Origin of the sequence: Rhodovarius lipocyclicus (genome assembly GCF_009900765.1) — a bacterium.
Lineage (GTDB): Bacteria > Pseudomonadota > Alphaproteobacteria > Acetobacterales > Acetobacteraceae > Rhodovarius > Rhodovarius lipocyclicus.
This window is the reverse complement of the sequence record NZ_JAAABL010000032.1, coordinates 13280-31404: the sequence shown is the minus strand read 5'-3', so window position 1 is coordinate 31404 and position 18125 is coordinate 13280. Positions and strand designations below refer to the sequence as shown.

The 18125-nt window shown below is 70.7% G+C and carries 16 protein-coding genes; 5 read left to right on the top strand and 11 right to left on the bottom strand.

What is annotated here, in order from left to right; all coding sequences use genetic code 11:
- The first annotated feature begins 67 nt into the window (after nt 1-67).
- Nucleotides 68-1402 (top strand): isocitrate lyase, encoded by a 1335-nt coding sequence (gene aceA / locus GT007_RS16975; RefSeq protein ID WP_236571721.1) that lies wholly within the window; start codon nt 68-70, stop codon nt 1400-1402.
- A 32-nt stretch (nt 1403-1434) separates the two neighbouring features.
- On the top strand, nt 1435-1605 hold the full coding sequence (locus GT007_RS16970; protein ID WP_160122845.1) for a hypothetical protein: 171 nt from the start codon (nt 1435-1437) through the stop codon (nt 1603-1605).
- 365 nt (nt 1606-1970) lie between these two features.
- Here GT007_RS16970 and GT007_RS16965 read toward each other — a convergent pair whose 3' ends face one another.
- The gene (locus GT007_RS16965; protein WP_160122844.1) at nt 1971-3569 is read right to left on the bottom strand and encodes a peptide chain release factor 3; all 1599 of its coding nucleotides are present in this window, start codon (nt 3567-3569) and stop codon (nt 1971-1973) included.
- A gap of 134 nt (nt 3570-3703) precedes the next feature.
- On the opposite strand from GT007_RS16965, the gene GT007_RS16960 reads away from it, so the two are divergent.
- Nucleotides 3704-4663, top strand: coding sequence for a 2-hydroxyacid dehydrogenase (locus GT007_RS16960; RefSeq protein WP_160122843.1), 960 nt, complete (start codon nt 3704-3706; stop codon nt 4661-4663).
- Nucleotides 4664-4729: 66 nt separating this feature from the next.
- On the top strand, nt 4730-5707 hold the full coding sequence (locus GT007_RS16955; RefSeq protein ID WP_160122842.1) for a Bug family tripartite tricarboxylate transporter substrate binding protein: 978 nt from the start codon (nt 4730-4732) through the stop codon (nt 5705-5707).
- Nucleotides 5708-5946: 239 nt separating this feature from the next.
- Here GT007_RS16955 and GT007_RS16950 read toward each other — a convergent pair whose 3' ends face one another.
- From GT007_RS16950 to tsaE, 4 genes are read right to left on the bottom strand one after another with little or no spacing between them, the layout of a single operon-like run.
- Complete coding sequence (locus GT007_RS16950) at nt 5947-6726, bottom strand: SDR family oxidoreductase (RefSeq protein ID WP_160122841.1); 780 nt, start codon at nt 6724-6726, stop codon at nt 5947-5949.
- Nucleotides 6727-6779: 53 nt separating this feature from the next.
- Nucleotides 6780-7499: a nucleotidyltransferase family protein gene (locus tag GT007_RS16945; protein ID WP_160122840.1), complete on the bottom strand. Its 720-nt coding sequence runs from the start codon at nt 7497-7499 to the stop codon at nt 6780-6782.
- Nucleotides 7496-8440: an aminoglycoside phosphotransferase family protein gene (locus GT007_RS16940; RefSeq protein WP_236571720.1), complete on the bottom strand. Its 945-nt coding sequence runs from the start codon at nt 8438-8440 to the stop codon at nt 7496-7498. Before GT007_RS16940 ends, GT007_RS16945 begins: the two co-directional genes overlap by 4 nt.
- Nucleotides 8437-8859, bottom strand: coding sequence for a tRNA (adenosine(37)-N6)-threonylcarbamoyltransferase complex ATPase subunit type 1 TsaE (tsaE, locus tag GT007_RS16935; protein WP_160122838.1), 423 nt, complete (start codon nt 8857-8859; stop codon nt 8437-8439). The genes GT007_RS16940 and tsaE overlap by 4 nt, the downstream gene beginning before the upstream one ends.
- A gap of 47 nt (nt 8860-8906) precedes the next feature.
- Here tsaE and GT007_RS16930 point away from each other — a divergent pair, with 47 nt between their 5' ends.
- Nucleotides 8907-9539, top strand: coding sequence for a DNA-3-methyladenine glycosylase family protein (locus tag GT007_RS16930; protein ID WP_160122837.1), 633 nt, complete (start codon nt 8907-8909; stop codon nt 9537-9539).
- Between the two features lie 7 nt (nt 9540-9546).
- Here the strand turns inward: GT007_RS16930 and ligA are convergent, their stop codons facing one another.
- The 6 genes from ligA to ftsZ form a co-directional block, all read right to left on the bottom strand.
- Nucleotides 9547-11649, bottom strand: a complete 2103-nt coding sequence (gene ligA / locus GT007_RS16925) for an NAD-dependent DNA ligase LigA (RefSeq protein ID WP_160122836.1) — start codon at nt 11647-11649, stop codon at nt 9547-9549.
- Nucleotides 11646-13322 (bottom strand): DNA repair protein RecN, encoded by a 1677-nt coding sequence (recN, locus tag GT007_RS16920; protein WP_160122835.1) that lies wholly within the window; start codon nt 13320-13322, stop codon nt 11646-11648. Before recN ends, ligA begins: the two co-directional genes overlap by 4 nt.
- Nucleotides 13323-13331: 9 nt before the next feature.
- On the bottom strand, nt 13332-14171 hold the full coding sequence (locus GT007_RS16915) for an outer membrane protein assembly factor BamD (RefSeq protein WP_160122834.1): 840 nt from the start codon (nt 14169-14171) through the stop codon (nt 13332-13334).
- 57 nt (nt 14172-14228) lie between these two features.
- Entirely contained in the window at nt 14229-15170 is a 942-nt protein-coding gene (gene lpxC, locus GT007_RS16910) for a UDP-3-O-acyl-N-acetylglucosamine deacetylase (protein ID WP_160122833.1), read from the bottom strand.
- A gap of 223 nt (nt 15171-15393) precedes the next feature.
- Nucleotides 15394-16431 (bottom strand): glycosyltransferase, encoded by a 1038-nt coding sequence (locus GT007_RS16905; protein ID WP_160122832.1) that lies wholly within the window; start codon nt 16429-16431, stop codon nt 15394-15396.
- A gap of 111 nt (nt 16432-16542) precedes the next feature.
- Nucleotides 16543-18114, bottom strand: a complete 1572-nt coding sequence (gene ftsZ, locus GT007_RS16900) for a cell division protein FtsZ (RefSeq protein ID WP_160122831.1) — start codon at nt 18112-18114, stop codon at nt 16543-16545.
- Nucleotides 18115-18125: the final 11 nt, after the last annotated feature.

Sequence of the window (18125 nt, the reverse complement as noted above, 5' to 3'; positions counted from 1 at the left end):
CACGCCGAAGCCCACGCCGAAACCCTTGGCACAGCTGGGCGGGCACGAAACAGGCTTTCACACGGAGATGACGATGCGCCCCGAGACCAACCCGACCCTGGCCCCCGATGGCACCACCCGCGGCCCCGGCGGCGGCGCCCCGGGCTGGGGTGACGGCATCCGCCGCGACTACTCGCCCGAGGATGTCCGCCGCCTGGCCGGCAGCTTCCGGGTGAGCCACACCCTGGCCGAGCAGGGCGCGCTGCGCCTGCGCCGCCTGCTGGCCGAGGAGCCCTTCGTGAACACGCTGGGCGCGCTGACCGGCATGCAGGCGCTGCAGCAGGTGAAGGCGGGGCTGAAGGCCATCTACCTGTCGGGCTGGCAGGTGGCGGCGGATGCGAATTCCGGCGGCCAGATGTACCCCGACCAGTCGCTGTACCCGGTGGACAGCGTGCCGACCGTGGTGCGCCGCATCAACAACGCCCTGCGCCGCGCCGACCAGATCTCCACCCTGGAGCGCCTGACCGGCAAGGGCGAGGACGACACCCACTACATGGCCCCCATCATCGCCGATGCCGAGGCCGGCTTCGGCGGCGCGCTGAACGCCTATGAGCTGATGAAGGGCATGATCGAGGCCGGCGCCGCCGGCGTGCATTTCGAGGACCAGCTGGCCAGCGAGAAGAAGTGCGGCCACCTGGGCGGCAAGGTGCTGGTCCCGATCAGCCAGCACATCCGCACCCTGAACGCGGCCCGCCTGGCCGCCGATGTGGAGGGCGTGCCCACCGTGCTGCTCTGCCGCACCGACGCGGAATCGGCCCAGTTGCTGACCGCCGACGTGGACGAGCGCGACCGCCCCTTCATCAACGGCGAGCGCACGGCCGAGGGCTTCTTCCGCATCACCCCGGGCATGGGCAAGCAATACGCGATCGCCCGCAGCCTGGCCTATGCCCCCTATGCCGACCTGCTGTGGTGGGAGACCTCCGACCCCGACCTGAACGATGCGCGGGAATTCGCCGAGGCCATCCACAAGCAGTTCCCGGGCAAGATGCTCGCCTACAACTGCTCGCCCAGCTTCAACTGGCAGCGGAAGATGGGTGTCGAGGCCGCGAGCCGGTTCCAGCGTGAGCTGGGCGCCATGGGCTACAAGTTCCAGTTCGTGACGCTGGCCGGGTTCCACAGCCTGAACCTGTCCATGTTCAAGCTGGCCCGCGGCTACGCCGAGCGCGGCATGGGTGCCTACAGCGAGCTGCAACAGGCCGAATTCGCCGCCGAGGCCGAGGGCTTCACCGCCGTCCGCCACCAGCGCGAAGTGGGCGTGGGGTATTTCGACGCGGTGGCCATGGCCGCCAGCGGCGGGCAGGCGAGCACCACCGCCATGGCCCACAGCACCGAGGCCGCGCAGTTCCACGACGCGACCCATTGAGCAGGACCCATTGAGCAGGAAAGGACCGAGACATGGAACGCGAACACGATGACGGCCTGGTCCATGACCATGGCTGGGCCTGCCGGGACCGCGGCCGCAAGGCCGAACCCGCGCCGACCACCCGCCCGGAACAGGACCACGACGATGGCCTGGTCCACGGACATCGCTGGGCCAGCACCGAGGAAGGCGCGCCCCGCCACTGAATGAGCGGCCCCGCTGGACGGGCCGCCAGGCCGCCCCGCTGGATGGGCCGGCCCTCAGCACCCCCGCTGGATGGGGTGCGGCAGAACCGCCACCCGGGAGTCCCCCCGGGTGGCGGTTTTTGGCTGTGGGGGGCGCGCTGGGGAGGCGCCACCTCCCCAGACCCCTCCGCTGGGGAGATAAGATCTCCCCAGGCCCCTGCGAGAAGTTTGGAGACAGTGCTGATCTTATATAATTGATATTATTATATAAATTTACCGGAAAACCCTTCGCTGGTTCCGAGCTGTCCCCAAACTCCCAAAAAGTAATGGGGGGTTCTCGGGGGGAAAGTCATTTCCCCCCGAGCGGGTGTCTGAGGGCGGAGCCCTCAAGCCGCCGCCCCGACAGCGTGCTGTTCCCGCACCTTATGGAAAGCCAGCTTCGGAAAATCCTCCGCGGCCTTGCCCAGCCGCCAGGCGCTGGTGAAGAACCCCACCAGGGCGCCGTCGTGGTCTTCGGCGGCGTCGCGCCGGTACACTTCCGCGTAGCGGGCCATCTCCGCCTTGTCGCCGGTGATCCAGCGCACTTCGTTCCACATGGTGGCGTCGAAGCCGGCCGGCACGCTGTATTCGGCCTTCAGGCGGCTGGCCAGCACGTCCAGCTGCAGCTGGCCGACCACGCCCACCACGGGGGGGCTGCCATCCAGCGGGCGGAACAGCTGCACCACGCCTTCCTCGGCCAGCTGGTCCAGCGCGGTGCGCAGCTTCTTGGCCAGCATGGGGTCATCCAGGCGGACATTGCGCAGGATCTCGGGCGCGAAGCTGGGCACGCCGCGGAAGTTCAGGTTCTCGCCCTCGGTCAGCGTGTCGCCGATGCGCAGGATGCCGTGGTTGGCGATGCCCACCACATCGCCCGGCCAGGCTTCCTCGGCCACCTGGCGGTCTTTGGCGAAAAAGAACAGGGGCGCGTTCACGGGCACCTGCTTGCCGGTGCGCACCTGCTTCAGCCGCATGCCCTTGGAGAGCTTGCCGCTGCACAGCCGCACGAAAGCCACGCGGTCCCGGTGGTTGGGGTCCATATTGGCCTGGATCTTGAAGACGAAGCCGGTCAGGGCGGGCTCATCGGGCTGCACCTCGCGGGTGTCGGCTTCACGCATGCCGGGGGGCGGGGCGAACTGGGCCAGCCCCTCCAGCAGATGCGCCACGCCGAAATCCCGCAGGGCGGAGCCGAAATAGACCGGCGTCAGGCTGCCCTGGCGGAAGGCTTCCAGGTCGAAGGTCTTCAGGCCCGCCTCGGCCAGCAGCAGTTCCTCGGCCAGGGTGGTGGCGCGTTCCTGGCCGACCAGGGCGGCCAGCTTCGGGTCCTCGGGGCCTTCCATCTGGATGGCCTGGCCGTCTTCCTTGTCCACCGGCAGGAAGCGGTTGCGCGCGATGTCGTACACGCCCGCGAATTCGGCGGCCCGGCCCACGGGCCAGTTCACCGGGGCGGCGTCGAGCGCCAGGGTGCTCTCGATCTCGTCGATCAGCTCGAACGGGTCGCGCGCCTCGCGGTCCATCTTGTTGACGAAGGTCAGGATCGGGATGTCGCGCATGCGGCACACCTCGAACAGCTTGCGGGTCTGGCTCTCGATGCCTTTGGCGGCGTCCAGCACCATCACGGCCGCGTCCACGGCCGTCAGCGTGCGATAGGTGTCCTCGGAGAAATCCTCGTGGCCCGGCGTGTCGAGCAGGTTGAACACCACCCCGTCGCGCTCGAAGGTCATGACGGAGGTGGCGACCGAGATGCCACGCTCCTGCTCGATCTTCATCCAGTCCGACCGCGTGCGGCGGGCATTGCCCTTGGCGCGCACGGCGCCGGCCAGCTGGATGGCGCCGCCCTTCAGCAGCAGCTTTTCCGTCAGCGTGGTCTTGCCCGCGTCGGGGTGGGCGATGATGGCGAAGCTGCGCCGGCGGGCCGCCTCGGCCGCCACCTGGGGGATGTGATCCATGGCGCGGGGGTTAGCGCAAGCCGAGGGGGCGCGCCACCCGCTGTGTTTGCCGATTGACGGCCTGAACTCATATATCAGATAACAGAACTGGCCCGGTACGACGACCAGGCGCGGAGGATGTATTGCCAGGACCCATGGCCAACAAGCACCGTGTCCTCATCGCCCGCCGCGTGCCCCCGGCCGTGGAATTCCGCGCCCTGTCCGAATTCGACGCCCTGGTGGCCGGCCGGGACCTCGACGCCGACGAAATGCTGGAGGCCGTGGCCAGCCACGCGATCCAGGGCGTGCTGACCGGCCCGCGCGTGCGCATCACCGCCGCCCATGCCGCCGCCTTTCCGCCCAGCCTGCGCATCATCGCCAACCCGACCGCCGGCTTCGACCACATGGATGTCGCGGCGACCCGGGCCGCCGGCGTGGCCGTGACCAACGCGCCCGACGCGCTGAGCGACTGCACGGCCGACCTGGCGATGATGCTGCTGCTGAACGCCTGCCGCCGGGCCAGTGAATCGGCCGCCATCATGCGGGATGGCTGGCGGCGGGGCATCGGCTTCGCGGAGAATCTCGGCCTCAAGGTCTCGGGCCGCACGCTGGGCATCGTGGGCATGGGGCGCATCGGGCGGGCCATGGCGGCGCGCGCGCGCGGCTTCGGCATGCGGGTGCTGTATCACAACCGCTCCCGCCTCCCGCCCGAGCTGGAGCAGGGTGCCGAATATGTCCCGAGCCTGGAGGCGCTGCTGCCCCGCGCGCAGATCCTCTCCCTGCATCTGCCGGGCGGCGAGGCCGGCACGCTGATGACGCGCGACGCCTTCGCCCTGCTGCCGCCGGGCGCGGTCTTCATCAACACCGCCCGCGGTTCCCTGGTGGATGAGGACGCGCTGATCGACGCCCTGCGCTCCGGCCACCTGTTCGCCGCGGGGCTGGACGTGTTCCGCGACGAGCCCGCCTTCGACCTGCGCTTCAACGAGCTGCCCAACGTGTTCCTGACCCCGCACTGCGCCAGTGCCACGGTGGAGACACGCGACGCCATGGGCTTCCGCGCGCTGGACAACATCGCGGCGGTTCTTTCCGGCCAGGAGGCCCTGGACCCGGTGTAGCCTGCAACCACGCCCGACGCGGCCCGGCCATGAAGGCCGCGCGGGCAGAACGGAGGAACCAGAAGAATGAAACGCAGGACCCTGCTGGCGGCCAGCCTGGCCGCACCCTCGGCTGTCCCTTGGGCCGCGCATGCCCAATCCCCTTGGCCCAGCGCCGCCAGCACCATCGTGGTGCCTTTCGCCGCCGGCAGTTCCTCCGACATCGTGGCCCGCGCCATGGCGCAGCAGATGCAGATCGCGCTCGGCCGGTCCTTCGTGGTGGAAAACCGCCCGGGCGCCACCGGGGAGCTCGGCGCGCGCCAGGTCATCCGCTCCGCCCCCGACGGCCACACGCTGATGCACGCGCCCATCAGCACCTGGGCCATCAACGTCGCCCTGCGCCCGAACCTGGGCTATGACCCCGTCAACCAGCTGACGCGCATCACCCAGACCGTGCGCACCCCCAATGTGCTGGTGGTGAACCCGCAGAAGGTGCCGGTGACGGATCTGCCCGGCCTGGTGGACTGGCTGAAGCGCAATGCCGCGACCGCCGCCTATCCCTCCAGCGGCGTGGGGTCCTCCGACCACCTGACCGGCGAGATGTTCAAGATCGCCACCGGCACCGAGATGGCCCATGTGCCCTACACCGGCGGCGGGCCGGCCATGACCAGCATCATCGCGGGCGACACCCAGGTCTCGTTCCAGAACCTGGGCGCCGTCATCCCGCACATCCTGGACGGGCGCCTGCGCGCCATCCTGATCACCGGCGACCGCCGCGCGGCCAACCTGCCGGACACCCCGACCGCGCTGGAAGCCGGGCTGCGGGATTTCGTGGTGTATTCCTGGCAAGGCTTCGGCGGCCCGCCCGGCATGGCGCCCGCCCTGCTGGCCCGCGTGCATGAGGCCGCGGTGGCCGCCCTGCGCAGCCCCGCCGTGGCGCCGCGCCTGACGGAGCTGGGCTTCGATGTGGTGGCGAATACGCCCGAGGAATTCGCGAGCTTCCAGGTGGCGGAGATCGAGCGGTGGCGGCAGGTGGTGAGGGCGGGGAATATCCGGGCGGAGTAAGGCCGTGAGGGGGCGCTGCCCCCTCACGCTCCCCCGCCAGGAGCCGAAAGGCCCCTGGACCCCATCAGTTTGGCGCTGGTCTTGCCAAGGTATTTCTTATTGATATTTATAATGAAAGTGGCGCCCTACCTGCGAAGGTAAGGCGCCAATCCATGGGTTCAAAGGGTCGCTACGACCCTTTGCGGGTGTCCAGAGGGCGGAGCCCTTTGGCGGGGGTACCGGGGGCAGCGCCCCCGGCCTCACATCGTCCCCGGATAGGCCCCGCCATCCAGCAGGATGTTCTGTGCCGTGATGAACCCGGCATGCCCCGAGCACAGGAAGGCGCAGGCCGCCCCGAATTCCTCCGGCCGGCCCAGGCGCTTGGCGGGGATGTGCTTGATGCTCTCGCGCCCCACTTCCTCCAGGCTGCGGCCGGAGGTGGCGGCGGCCTTGGTCCAGTTGTTCTTGATGCGGTCGGTGTCGAACGGCCCCGGCAGCAGGTTGTTGATGGTCACGTTGTGCGAGGCGACCTTGCGCGCGAGGGCCGAGACCGCCCCCGTCAGCCCCGCGCGCGCGCCGTTGGACAGTTCCAGCGACGCGATGGGCGCGCGGACGGAGGCGCTGGTGATGTTGACGATGCGGCCGAAGCCGCGCTCGACCATGCCGCGCACCGTGGCTTGGATCAGGGCGATGGGCGTCAGCATGTTGGCTTCCACCGCGCGGCGCCAGTCATCCAGGGTGAAGCTGGCGAAATCGCCCGGGGGCGGGCCACCGGCATTGGTCACCAGGATATCGGGGTTGGGGCAGGCGGCGAGCAGGGCGGCGCGGCCTTCCTCGGTGGTGACATCGGCCTGCACGGTCGTGACCTGCACGCCGGTGGCGGCGCGGATCTCGGCGGCGGTGGCTTCCAGCGCCTCTCCGCCGCGGGCCGCGATGACCAGGTTCACCCCTTCGCGCGCCAGGGCCATGGCGCAGCCGCGGCCGAACCCCTTGGAGGCCGCGCAGACGATGGCCGTGCGGCCGGCGATACCGAGTTCCATGATGTTTCTCCCACAGAGTTTCGCGGGAGGATGGCGCGGGCGGGCAGGGGCGGCTAGCCCTTCTCCCCATAGAAGCGCCCGTCGGCCAGCCGCATCTCGGCCCGCGCCAGATCGCGGGGGGTGGAGAGGTGGAACCACACCCCGTCATGCACCAGCCCGAACAGCCGGCCCTCCGCGATCGCGCGGTCGTAGCAGCGGTTGAGGCTGAAGCGCTCGACCGGTTCGGGTTCCAGCAGGCGCGGGTGCAGGATCTGCACGCCGCCATACAGGAAGGGCGCGATCTCATGCGCGCGGGGGCGGCGCAGGCCGCCCAGCGGGTCCATCATGAAATCGCCGCGCCCGGGGGCGTTTTCCACCGCCACCATGCGCACCAGCAGCAGCAGCGCGTCCATGGTCTCGGGGTCGAAGCGGGCGCGCAGCCGGGCGATGGCGGGGGTGGGGCCGTCCAGCCAGAAGGCATCGCCATTGGCCACGCAGAAGGGGCCGGGGCCCAGCAAGGGCAGCGCGCGGCGCACGCCGCCGCCGGTCTCCAGCAATTCGGGCTCCAACTGCACCCGCAGGCGCGGGGCGGCGCGGCCCTGGGTGGCGGCGACCACGCGCTCGGCCTTCCAATGCGCGTTCACCACGGCTTCCTCGATGCCGGCGGCCTGGAAGCGGTCCAGCGCGTGGTCCAGCAGGGTGCGGCCCGCCAGCGGCAGCAGCGGCTTGGCGGTGTCGTTGGTCAGCGGCCGCATGCGGGTGCCGAGGCCAGCCGAGAGAACCATGCCCTTCATGCCGGGTTCGCCCTGAGCGCGGGGGGGATGTTCCGGTCCAGGAAATCCCGCAAGGGGGCGGTGGCCGGGTGCTCCAGCGCGCGGGCCAGCAGCGCCCAGCAGCGCGGGCCATGGGCCAGGTAATGCGTCTTGCCGTCGCGCCGGGCCAGCCGCACCCACAGCGCCGCCACCCGCAGATGCCGCTGTGCGCCCATCGCGGCCATCGCGGCCTCCAGCGCGGCGGGCGTCTGGCCGGTCAGCGCCGCATAGCGCGCGACGCAGGCGGCGCGGACCTCCGGCGCCACGTCCCGCCGCGCGTCCTCGACCAGGGAGACGAGGTCATAGGCCGCATGGCCCAGCCCGGCGTCCTGGAAATCCAGCAGGCCCATCCCCTGGGGCCCCGGCACCAGATTGGCGGGGAAGAAATCCCGGTGCACCAGCGTGGTGCCCGCGAAGGGCGCCAGCATGGCGGTCAGCGCCGCGTCCAGCCCGGCGCGCAGGGCGGCGTCGGCGGGCGCCCCCATCGCGGCGGGCCACCACCAGTCCAGGAAGGTGGCGGCGGTGGCGCGGCACATCTCGGGCGCGCCCCAGCCGGGCAGGCCGGGCGGGGGCGGCACGGCATGCAGGGCGGCCAGGGCCTCGGTGGCCGCCAGGTACAGGGGCAGGGGGACGGCGCCGGCATCCAGCGCCTCCGCCATCGTGGCCCGGCCCAGATCCTCCACGATCACCAGCCCGCGCGCCGCGTCCTCAGCCAGGATGCGCGGCGCGCGCAGGCCATGCGCGCCCAGATGCCGGGCCAGCGCCACGAAGGGGCGCACATCCTCGGGCGGGGGCGCATCCATCAGCAGCGCGGGGGAGGGCCCATCCAGTAGCCGGGTGTAGCGGCGGAAGCTGGCATCGGAGGGCAAGGGCGCCAGCGTGGCCGCCCCGAAACCGTGCTCGGTCAGGAAATCCGCGCTCACAGCCGCCCCTCCCAGCCTTCGAGGCGCGCCTCGCGCCGGTCCTCGTCCAGGATGGACAGATGCAGGCGCAGCGCGCCTTCGGGCGGTTCGGCCATGCGTTCGGGCCATTCGATCAGCATGATGTCCTGCGCCATCTCCTCCAGCCCCAGCTCCGCCAGTTCCGAGGCATCGCCCAGCCGGTACAAGTCCAGATGGTGCGCCTGGCCGCCGCCGGGCAAGGCATAGGACTGCACCAGGGTGAAGGTGGGGGAGGGCACTTCGAGCCCCGCATCCCCCGCCGCCGCCCGCAGGAAGGCGCGCGCGAAGGCGGATTTGCCCGCCCCCAGCTCGCCTGAGAGCAGGATGGCATCCCCGGGCCGGGCCAGGGTGGCGAGGCGGGCGGCCAGCGCCTCGGTGGCCGCGAGATTCTCCAGCATCATCGCGCCATTATCTGCCCGGATGCGCCGCGCGCCGCTATCCTCGGATCATGACATATGCCCAAGGCAGGGCCGCCCTGGCCCGGACCGAGCTGTTCGGCCCCATCATCGCCCAGGTGGGCCGCTGCGCGCTCAAGCCCGAGAAGCGCGAACCCTATGAGGCGCTGGTGCGCGCCATCGCCCACCAGCAGGTGCACGGCCGCGCCGCGGAGGCGATGCTGGGCCGGCTGATCGCGCTGCATCCCGCCGACGGCTTCCCCCCGCCCACGGCCCTGTTGGACGCGGGTGCGGAGAAGCTGCGCGGCTGCGGTTTCTCGGCGGCCAAATGCGCCTCGATCCTGGACATCGCGGAGAAATCCGCGGCCGGCTGGGTGCCCACCCGCCGCGCCGCCATGCGCCTGCCGGACGAGGAACTGATCGAGCGCCTAGTGGCCCTGCGCGGGGTGGGGCGCTGGACGGTGGAGATGCTGCTGATCTTCTCCCTCGGCCGGCTGGACGTGCTGCCGGTGGACGATTTCGGCGTGCGGGAGGGATATCGCATGGCCATGGGGCTGGAGGCGCAGCCCAAGCCCAAGGAACTGGCCGCGATCGGGGCGGAGTGGGCGCCGTTCCGCAGCGTGGCCGCCTGGTATCTGTGGCGGCAGGTGGATCTGGTGCGGAAGATGAAGATGGTCGCGCCTTGAGCGAGCCTCAGACTTCCGCCATCTCCCGCCACTCGGCCTCGCTCAGCACCGCGACACCCAGCTCGGCGGCCTTCGCGGCCTTGCTGCCGGCATCCTCGCCCACCACCACATAATCGGTCTTCTTCGACACGCTTTTGGAGACCTTGGCCCCCAGCGCCTCCGCCCGGGCCTGGGCCTCGTCGCGGGTCATGGTGGTCAGCGTGCCGGTGAAGACGATGGTCTTGCCGGCCAGGGCGCTGCCCTCGGCCACCGTCGCGGGGCGGGGCGAGACCTGGCCCAGCAGGTCCTCCAGCGCCGCGCGGTTGCGTTCCTCGGCGAAGAAATCCACCAGCTCCTCGGCGATGGAGGGGCCGATGCCCTGGATGGAGCCCAGCTCCTCCCGCGCCTCGCTGCCGATGATGGCGGCCGCCCGCATGCGTTCCATCCAGGGGCGCACCTCACCGTAATGGCGGGCCAGCAGCTTGGCGTTCTGCTCGCCGATGCGGCGGATGCCGAGGGCGAAGATGAAACGTTCCAGCGGCGGGTCGCGGCGGGCGTCGATGCCCTTCAGCAGGGCGGCGACGGATTTGGCGCCCCAACCCTCCAGCGCCTCCAGCTCCGCCCGGTGTTCATGCAGGCGGAACAGGTCGGCCGGGCCCAGCACCCAGCCCTTGTCATGGAGCAGCTCCATGCGTTCATCCCCCAGCCCGTCGATATCGAGCGCGCGGCGGGAGACGAAATGCTTCAGCCGCTCCACCGTCTGCGCCGGGCAGATCAGCCCGCCGGTGCAGCGGCGCACCACATCGCCGCCGATGCGCACGGCCTGGCTGCCGCAGGCGGGGCAATGGTCGGGGAAGACGAAGGGCGGGCCGCGATCGGGGCGGTCGGCGTCCACCACCTCGACGATCTGCGGGATCACGTCGCCGGCGCGTTGCAGCACCACCGTGTCGCCGGGGCGGACATCCTTGCGGGCGATCTCGTCCTCATTGTGCAAGGTCGCGTGGGTCACGGTCACGCCGCCGACGAAGACCGGTTCCATCACCGCGCGCGGGGTCAGCGCGCCGGTGCGGCCGACCTGGATCTCGATGCGCAGCAGTTTCGTGCGGGCGCGCTCGGCGGGAAACTTCCAGGCGATGGCCCAGCGCGGCTCCCGCCCCACGAAGCCGAGCCGCCCCTGCCAGTCCAGCCGGTCGATCTTGTACACGACGCCGTCGATCTCATAGGCCAGCGCGGCGCGCTCGGAGGCCATCTTCCGCTGGAATTCCGGCGCCTCGGCGGCCTGGATCAGGGTGGAGAGCGGGTTCACCTCGAACCCCCAGCGCCGCAGCTGGTCGAGCCAGCCGGAATGGGTTTCGGCCGGGCGCTCGGAGGCCTCGCCCATCGCATAGGCGAAGAATTTCAACGGCCTGGAGGCGGTGATGGAGGCATCGAGCTGCCTGAGCGAGCCGGCCGCGGCATTGCGCGCGTTCACCGGCGGCACGATGGCCGGGCCCAGCTTCTCGCCGCGTTCCTTGCGCGCCTCGCGCTCGGCGGCGGCGGCGATCTGCTGCTCGCGGAAGGCCAGGAAATCCGCCCGCGTCATGAACACCTCGCCGCGGATCTCGATGCGGGCGGGGGCGGGGGAGAGCAGGTTCTCGACGCGCAGGGTCTGGGGGATATCCGCGATGGTGCGGATATTGGCGGTGATGTCCTCGCCCTCCGTGCCGTCGCCGCGCGTGGCGGCGCGCACCAGCCGGCCGTTCTCATACAGCAGGTTGCAGGAGAGGCCGTCGATCTTGGGCTCCGCCACGATGGCCATCGGCTCATCCTCCGGCAGGGCCAGGAAGCGGCGGATGCGGGCCAGGAATTCGGTGAAATCGGCCTCGTCGAAGGCATTGCCCAGGCTGAGCATGGGCACGCCATGGCGCGCCTTGGCAAAGCCCTCCGCGACGCGGCCGGCCACGCGCTGGGTGGGGCTGTCGGGGCTCAGCAGCTCAGGATGCGCGGCCTCCAGCGCCCGCAGGCGCTGCATGAGGCTGTCATACTCGCTGTCGGAGACCTCCGGCGCGTCGTTCTCGTAGTAGAGGCGGTCGTGATGGCGGATCTGGCGGGTCAGGTCCGCGATCTCGCGGGCGGGCTCGGTGTCGCTCATGCGCGGCCTTGTAGCAGGCTTTCGGCGGCGGCGCGGGCGGCCTCGGTCACGGTCTCGCCGGCCAGCATGCGGGCGATCTCCTCCCGCCGCTCGGCGGTGCTCAGCGGCTCCACGCGGGTTTCGGCGCGCCCGTCGCGCACCGCCTTGGCCACGCGCAGATGCGCGGTGCCCCGGGCGGCCACCTGGGGCGAATGGGTCACGACCAGCACCTGCAGCCCCTCGGCCACGCGGGCCAGGCGTTCGCCGACGGCGGCCGCCGTGGCGCCGCCGATGCCGGCGTCCACCTCATCGAAGACCAGCGTCGGCACCGGGCTGCCGGCGGCCAGCACCACCTTCAGCGCCAGCATCAGCCGCGACAACTCGCCGCCGCTCGCCACCTTGTCCAGCGCGCCGGGCGCCTGGCCGGGGTTGGTGGAGACCAGCATGGCCACGCGGTCCATGCCCTCCGCGCCCCAGCCGGGCTCGTCGCGGGCGGCGACTTCCACCACCACCCGGGCGCGGTCCAGCTTCAGCGGCGGCAATTCCTGGCCCAGCGCCTGTTCCAGCCGCCGGGCATGGGCGCGGCGTTCCTCGGACAGGGCGGCGGCCGCGGTGACATAGGCCGCGCGGGCGGCTTCCCGCGCGCGTTCCAGCGCCGCGACGCGGCCGGTGCCGGCATCCAGCGCCGCCAGCCTTTCCCGCAGCGCCACCAGCAGGCCGGGCAGTTCGGCCACCGTCACCCCATGCTTGCGGGCGGCGGAGCGCAGGCCGAACAGCCTGTCCTCCAGCTGCTCCAGCCGGCGCGGGTCGGGGCCCTCGGCGCCCACCAGGCGTTCCAGCAGGGATTCGGCCTCCGCCAGCGCATCCTGCGCCTGGCCGAGGGCGGTCAGGATGGGGGCGGCGGTCTCGTTCAGGCCCTGGGTGCGTTCCAGCGCGCGGGCGGCGGCGCGCAGGGCTGCACCCGGGCCCTGGCTGCGGCGGTCGCGCGGCTGCAATTCGGACAGGGCGGCGGAGATCGCCTCCGCCCGGCGCTCACCCTGTTGCAGGTGCTGGCGTTCCTGGCCGAGGCGCTCCTCCTCGCCTTCCTCGGGGGAAAGCTCGGTCAGCTCGGCTACGGCGTGGCGCAGCCATTCCTCGTCCCGCAGGGCGGCGGCGGTGGCTTCGCGGGCTTCTTCCAGCGCGGATTCGGCGCCGCGCCAGGCGCGCCAGGCGGTGCCCACCCCGGCGCGCCGGACGCCCAGCCCCCCGAAGGCATCGAGCAGCGCGGCATGGGTCGCGGGGTCGGCCAGGCCCACCTGGTCGTTCTGGCCCTGGACTTCCACCAGCAGCGCGCCGATGCGGCGCAGCAGCGCCACCCCCACGGGCTGGTCGTTGATGAAGGCGCGGGACTTGCCCTCCGCCGTCACCACCCGGCGCAGCACCACCTCATCCTCGGCCTCGATCCCCTGTTCGGAGAGTTCGGCGAAGGCCGGATGGCCCTGGGGCGGGGAGAAGACGGCGATGACCGCCGCCTGCTTCTGCCCGGCGCGGACGTAGCCCGATTCGGCCCGCGCGCCGAGCGCGAGCCCCAGGCTGTCGAGCAGGATGGATTTGCCGGCGCCGGTTTCGCCCGTCAGCACCGAGAGGCCGGGACCGAAGGCAAGGTCCAGCTTCTCGATCAGCACCACGTCGCGGATGGCCAGCGACGCCAGCATGTGATGGCCCTAAAAGATGCGGCCGATGGTGCGCGCGAAGAAGCCCGGGGTATCCGGGCCGCGCGGCGCGCCCTCCACCAGCAGGGCGTAGCTGTCCTGGTACCAGGGATTGCCCGGGAAGTTGTGGCCCAGCACGCTGGCGGTGCTGCGCGCTTCCTCGGTCAGGCCCAGCGCCAGATAGACTTCCGTCAGGCGGTGCAGCGCCTCGGGCACATGGTTCGTGGTCTGGTAGTTCTCGATCACGCGGCGATAGCGGCCGATGGCGGCGGTGTAGAGACGCTGGCGCTGGTAGTAGCGGCCGATATTCATCTCATGCCCCGCCTGGTGGTCGCGGCCCAGGTCGATCTTCAGCCGGGCATCGCGGGCATAGGCGGTGTCGGGGAAGCGGTTGGCCACGTCCTGCAGTGCGGCGATCGCCTGTTCCGTCGTGCGCTGGTCGCGCTCGGAGTCGTTGATCTGCTCATACAGGCACAGCGCGCGCAGGTAATAGGCGTAGGCGATGTCGCGGTGCGACGGGTGCAGCTGGATAAAGCGGTCCAGCGCGCCGATCGCTTCCGTGTAGCGATTGCGCATGTACTCGCCATAGGCGCCCATGATCTTCGCGTTGGTCGCCCAGGTGGAGAAGGGATGGTCCCGCTCCAGCCGGTCGAACAGCTCCACCGCCTGCGGATAGCGGCCGCCCTGCAGGGCGTCGATGCCGGCGGCGTAGATGCCCTCCGGCGTCTGGTCCACCAGCGCGGAATTGGTGCGGGAGCGTTCGAACAGGGAGCCCACGCGCCCGTCCCATTGCTGCAAACCGCAGCCAGGCAGGACAAGGGCGAGGGCCAGAACCGGAAGGATGCGCGACATGGCGCGTCTATACCAAGGGGCGGGGCGTTGCGCGAGGGCCCCAGGAAGACAGATACACTATGCCGCCGCCACGGCCGGCAGGCGGGCGGAGACGCCGCCGGCCACCGCGTGGCCATGGCTGTAGCGCCAGGCGCCGCGGTCGGCGAACATGGCGTGCAGCAGGCGGTTGTTCAGCGCGTGGCCGGTGCGGCTGCCGACGAAGCGGCCCGCGATGGGCGCGCCCGCCAGGGCCAGGTCGCCCACCACATCCAGCAGCTTGTGGCGCACGAATTCGTCGGGGCTGCGCAGCCCGCCGGGGTTCAGCACCAGCGGGCCATCGACCACCACCGCATTGTCCAGCGTGCCGCCAAGGGCGAGGCCCATGCTGCGCAGGCGGGAGATTTCCTCCGCCTGGGTGAAGGTGCGGGCGCTGGCCAGATCCTCACGGAAGTTATTCGGCGTCACGCGCAGGGCGAATTCCTGGCGGCCGATGGCGGTGGCCGCGAAATCGATGGACAGCTGGGCCTCGAACCAGGGGCCGTCCACGGGGTGCAGTTCGGCCCAGGCGGCGTCGGGGCCCTGGCCCTGCTGCACGCGGATGGGGCGCAGGATCTCGATGCTGCGGGCGATGCCGGGGCGGGAGACGATGCCCGCGCAATCCAGCAGGAACTGGAAGGGTTCGGCGGAACCGTCGAGGATGGGCATCTCCGCGCCATCCACTTCCACCACCGCGTCATCCACGCCATTGCCGGCCAGAGCAGCCATCACGTGCTCCACGGTGGAGACGCTGGCGCCGTCCACGCCCAGCACGGTGCACAGCCGCGTGTCCACCACATGGTCGTGGCGGGCGGGGATCAGCACACCCAGGTCGGTGCGCAGGAAGGCGATGCCGGCACCCGCGGCCGCGGGGGTGATCCGCCCACGGATGCGCCGGCCCGAATGCAGGCCGATGCCGGCGAAGCTGATCGCCTGGCGCAGTGTCCGTCGTCGGGCGGCACCGGATGTCACAAATCCGTCCATCAAACCCCTGTCCTGGCGGGTCACGAACCCGCTGTCCCCTGATGACATACCGAAAGCGTCACAACCGGTAACGCCACCGGGCCTTCCCGGGATTGTTGATGGCAGCCCGATTGCGTCCAGGCCAGTCAAGCCTTGTTACCTGATATTTCGTTATAAACTATTGATTTTAAAGTGTATTTTTGCGTCTGGACGTGCCTTGTTTCAGCCATAATTTTGCGGTGCGTCATGATGCCGTCCGCGGCTCGAACCGTTCCAGGAACTGTTCCCATTGCCGGCCGATCTGCTGCCGCCCGAAATGGGCGATGGCGCTGCGCCGGCCCGCCTGCCCGATCCGCCGCCCCAGGGCGGGGTCCGACAGCAGGCGGAACAGCGCGTCATTCGCCTCGGCGGCGGAATGCACCACCAGCGCATCCTCTCCGGGCGTGATCACCCGCGCGATCTCGGAACAGCGGACCGGGCGGGGCGTGAGCTCATCGCTCATCAGCACCACCGGGATCCCGGCCATCCAAGCTTCCATGAAGTTCAGCGAGTAAGGCAGGTTCAGGCCGGAGCAGTAGAAATACGCCCGGCAATCCGCCAGCAGCTCGATCTGTTCCCGGGGGGTGACGGGGCCGATGGCGTTCGGCTCGGCCTCATTGCCCTGCCCGCCCAGCTTCACCGGCAGGCCGCTGACGGAGGCCTGCCACAGCGCGTATTCCTCCGGATAGCGGAGGTCGAAATTCGACGCGAAGCTCAGCACGCTGGGCTGGCCGCCGCGATAGGGCAGGAAGTCGTCCGGGTCCTTGTAGAAGCGGATGGTGGCGTCGCCGCCCGCATAGCCCAGCTGGTCGGCCTCGGCCTCCGCGTAGCGCAGGATGATGACACCCTGCTGGCGCAGGGCGGTGTAGACGCCCTCCCATTCATGCAGCCCCTGGCCGATGGTGCGCAGCACCACGGGGCGCTGGAACAGGGCCTTGTGCTGCGTGTTGATGAAGGGCCAGTCGAACATCACGATGGTCAGGTCGAACAGCGCCACGAATTCCGGCGCCAGGAAAGACGCATCCGGCGGGCCATAGAAGTCGAAATGGCTCCCGCTCTCCTGGAAGCGGCGCTGCAGCTCCGCGTGCTCCGGTCCCAGATCCAGCTGCGGCCGCAGCCCGCCCGGATAAGGGCCGGGCATGTGGTAATGGCCGAGCGGGAAGACCTGATGCCCCAGCTCCGTCAGCAGCCGGACCTCGTCGTATTCCAGGATCTCATGGCGGGAGACGTAGAGGATGCGCATCGGGAGCCTATATGCCGGCGGCCGGCGGCGGAAAAAGGGCAGGACAGCGGCCCTGACACGAAAAAGGCGCCCGTGAGGGCGCCTTTCGCGTTCCGGCCATCCGGCCTGGCCTCAGTAGTTGTTCTGGCGGCGCAGGAAGGCGGGGATCTCCGTGTCGTCCTGCGGCGCGCGCGGGGCGGCGGCGCGGGGGGCCATCTGCTGCGGCTGGGCCTGCGGTTCCGCGCGGTGCTGCGGGTGTTCCGGCTGCACCGGCACCTGGCGCTTCATCAGCCCGGTGACGTTGTGGAACATCCGGCGGAAACCGGCGGGCTGCTGCGCCTCGGGCTGCGGCTGGGGCGCATGCTGCATGGCGGCCGGGCGCATCGCCGGGGCCTCACGCATCGGCATGGGCTGGGTGGCGACGGGGATGGGCTGGGGCATCGGCTCCTGCACCACCTCCGGCTGCTGGGCGTAGGCCTGGGCATAGGCCGCCTGGGTGGCCTGGGCCGCGCTGGCCTGGATAGCCAGCGAACCCTGGCTGGGGGCGGGCTGCGCCGCGCTGGTGGTGGCGGCGGTGCGCAGCGTGCCCGGCATGCCGGCATGCGTGTTCGGCACCACCGGGCGGCGGATCGCCGCGGCCTGCTGCGCGGTGCGGGCGGCGGCACCCGGCTGCACGATGGACAGGCGCGGGGCGGCCTCGGGCGCCTGCACCGGCTGGGCGGCCACGCTGGGCACCGCGTCGATGCCGGTGGCCACCACGGAAACCCGCACGCGGCCGTTCAGGTTCTCATCCAGGGAGGAACCGAAGATGATGTTGGCCTCGTCGTCCACTTCCTTGCGGATGCGGTTCACGGCCTCGTCCACCTCGAACAGCGTCAGGTCGTAGCCGCCGGTCAGGCTGATCAGCACGCCCTTGGCGCCGCGCATCGAGGTGTCCTCGAGCAGCGGGTTGCTGATCGCGGCCTCGGCCGCCTTCACGGAGCGGTCGTCGCCCTCGGCCTCGCCGGTGCCCATCATGGCCTTGCCCATTTCCGCCATCACGGTGCGGATATCGGCGAAGTCCAGGTTCACCATGCCAGGGTTGACCATCAGGTCGGTCACGCCCTTCACGCCCATGTACAGGACGTTGTCGGCCATCTTGAACGCCTCGGCGAAGGTCGTGCGCTCATTGGCCAGGCGGAACAGGTTCTGGTTCGGGATCACGATCAGCGTGTCCACGAACTGCTGCAGCTCCTCGATGCCGACATCGGCGGCGCGCTTGCGCTTCGCACCCTCGAAATCGAAGGGCTTGGTCACCACGCCGACGGTCAGCATGTTCCGCTCGCGCGCCATGCGGGCGATGACGGGGGCGGCGCCGGTGCCGGTGCCGCCGCCCATGCCGGCGGTGACGAACACCATGTGGCAACCCTCGATGTGCTTGGCCAGCTCATCGGTGGCTTCCTCGGCCGCGGCGCGCCCGATCTCGGGCTTCGCACCCGCGCCCAGGCCCTGGGTCAGGTGGGGGCCCAGCTGCACGCGGCGGTCGGCGCGGCTGTGCAGCAGCGACTGGGCGTCGGTGTTGGCGACGATGAACTCCACACCCTCGAGGCCCATGGCGATCATGTTGTTGACCGCGTTGGTGCCACCGCCACCCACGCCGATGACGGCGATGCGTGGGCTGAAGTCGGTGTGATTCGCGACAGGCAGTGTGAGGTTGAGGGTCATTGGCTCTCTCC

Bases quoted from the DNA above. Each gene is read 5' to 3' on its own strand.
- GT007_RS16970 (WP_160122845.1), top strand. From the start codon at position 1,435: ATGGAACGCGAACACGATGACGGCCTGGTCCATGACCATGGCTGGGCC.
- lpxC (WP_160122833.1), bottom strand. From the start codon at position 15,170: ATGGACGGATTTGTGACATCCGGTGCCGCCCGACGACGGACACTGCGC.
- GT007_RS16955 (WP_160122842.1), top strand. From the start codon at position 4,730: ATGAAACGCAGGACCCTGCTGGCGGCCAGCCTGGCCGCACCCTCGGCT.
- GT007_RS16930 (WP_160122837.1), top strand. From the start codon at position 8,907: ATGACATATGCCCAAGGCAGGGCCGCCCTGGCCCGGACCGAGCTGTTC.
- recN (WP_160122835.1), bottom strand. From the start codon at position 13,322: ATGCTGGCGTCGCTGGCCATCCGCGACGTGGTGCTGATCGAGAAGCTG.
- aceA (WP_236571721.1), top strand. From the start codon at position 68: ATGACGATGCGCCCCGAGACCAACCCGACCCTGGCCCCCGATGGCACC.
- GT007_RS16915 (WP_160122834.1), bottom strand. From the start codon at position 14,171: ATGTCGCGCATCCTTCCGGTTCTGGCCCTCGCCCTTGTCCTGCCTGGC.
- GT007_RS16965 (WP_160122844.1), bottom strand. From the start codon at position 3,569: ATGGATCACATCCCCCAGGTGGCGGCCGAGGCGGCCCGCCGGCGCAGC.
- ftsZ (WP_160122831.1), bottom strand. From the start codon at position 18,114: ATGACCCTCAACCTCACACTGCCTGTCGCGAATCACACCGACTTCAGC.
- tsaE (WP_160122838.1), bottom strand. From the start codon at position 8,859: ATGATGCTGGAGAATCTCGCGGCCACCGAGGCGCTGGCCGCCCGCCTC.
- GT007_RS16905 (WP_160122832.1), bottom strand. From the start codon at position 16,431: ATGCGCATCCTCTACGTCTCCCGCCATGAGATCCTGGAATACGACGAG.
- GT007_RS16945 (WP_160122840.1), bottom strand. From the start codon at position 7,499: ATGAAGGGCATGGTTCTCTCGGCTGGCCTCGGCACCCGCATGCGGCCG.
- GT007_RS16960 (WP_160122843.1), top strand. From the start codon at position 3,704: ATGGCCAACAAGCACCGTGTCCTCATCGCCCGCCGCGTGCCCCCGGCC.
- GT007_RS16950 (WP_160122841.1), bottom strand. From the start codon at position 6,726: ATGGAACTCGGTATCGCCGGCCGCACGGCCATCGTCTGCGCGGCCTCC.
- ligA (WP_160122836.1), bottom strand. From the start codon at position 11,649: ATGAGCGACACCGAGCCCGCCCGCGAGATCGCGGACCTGACCCGCCAG.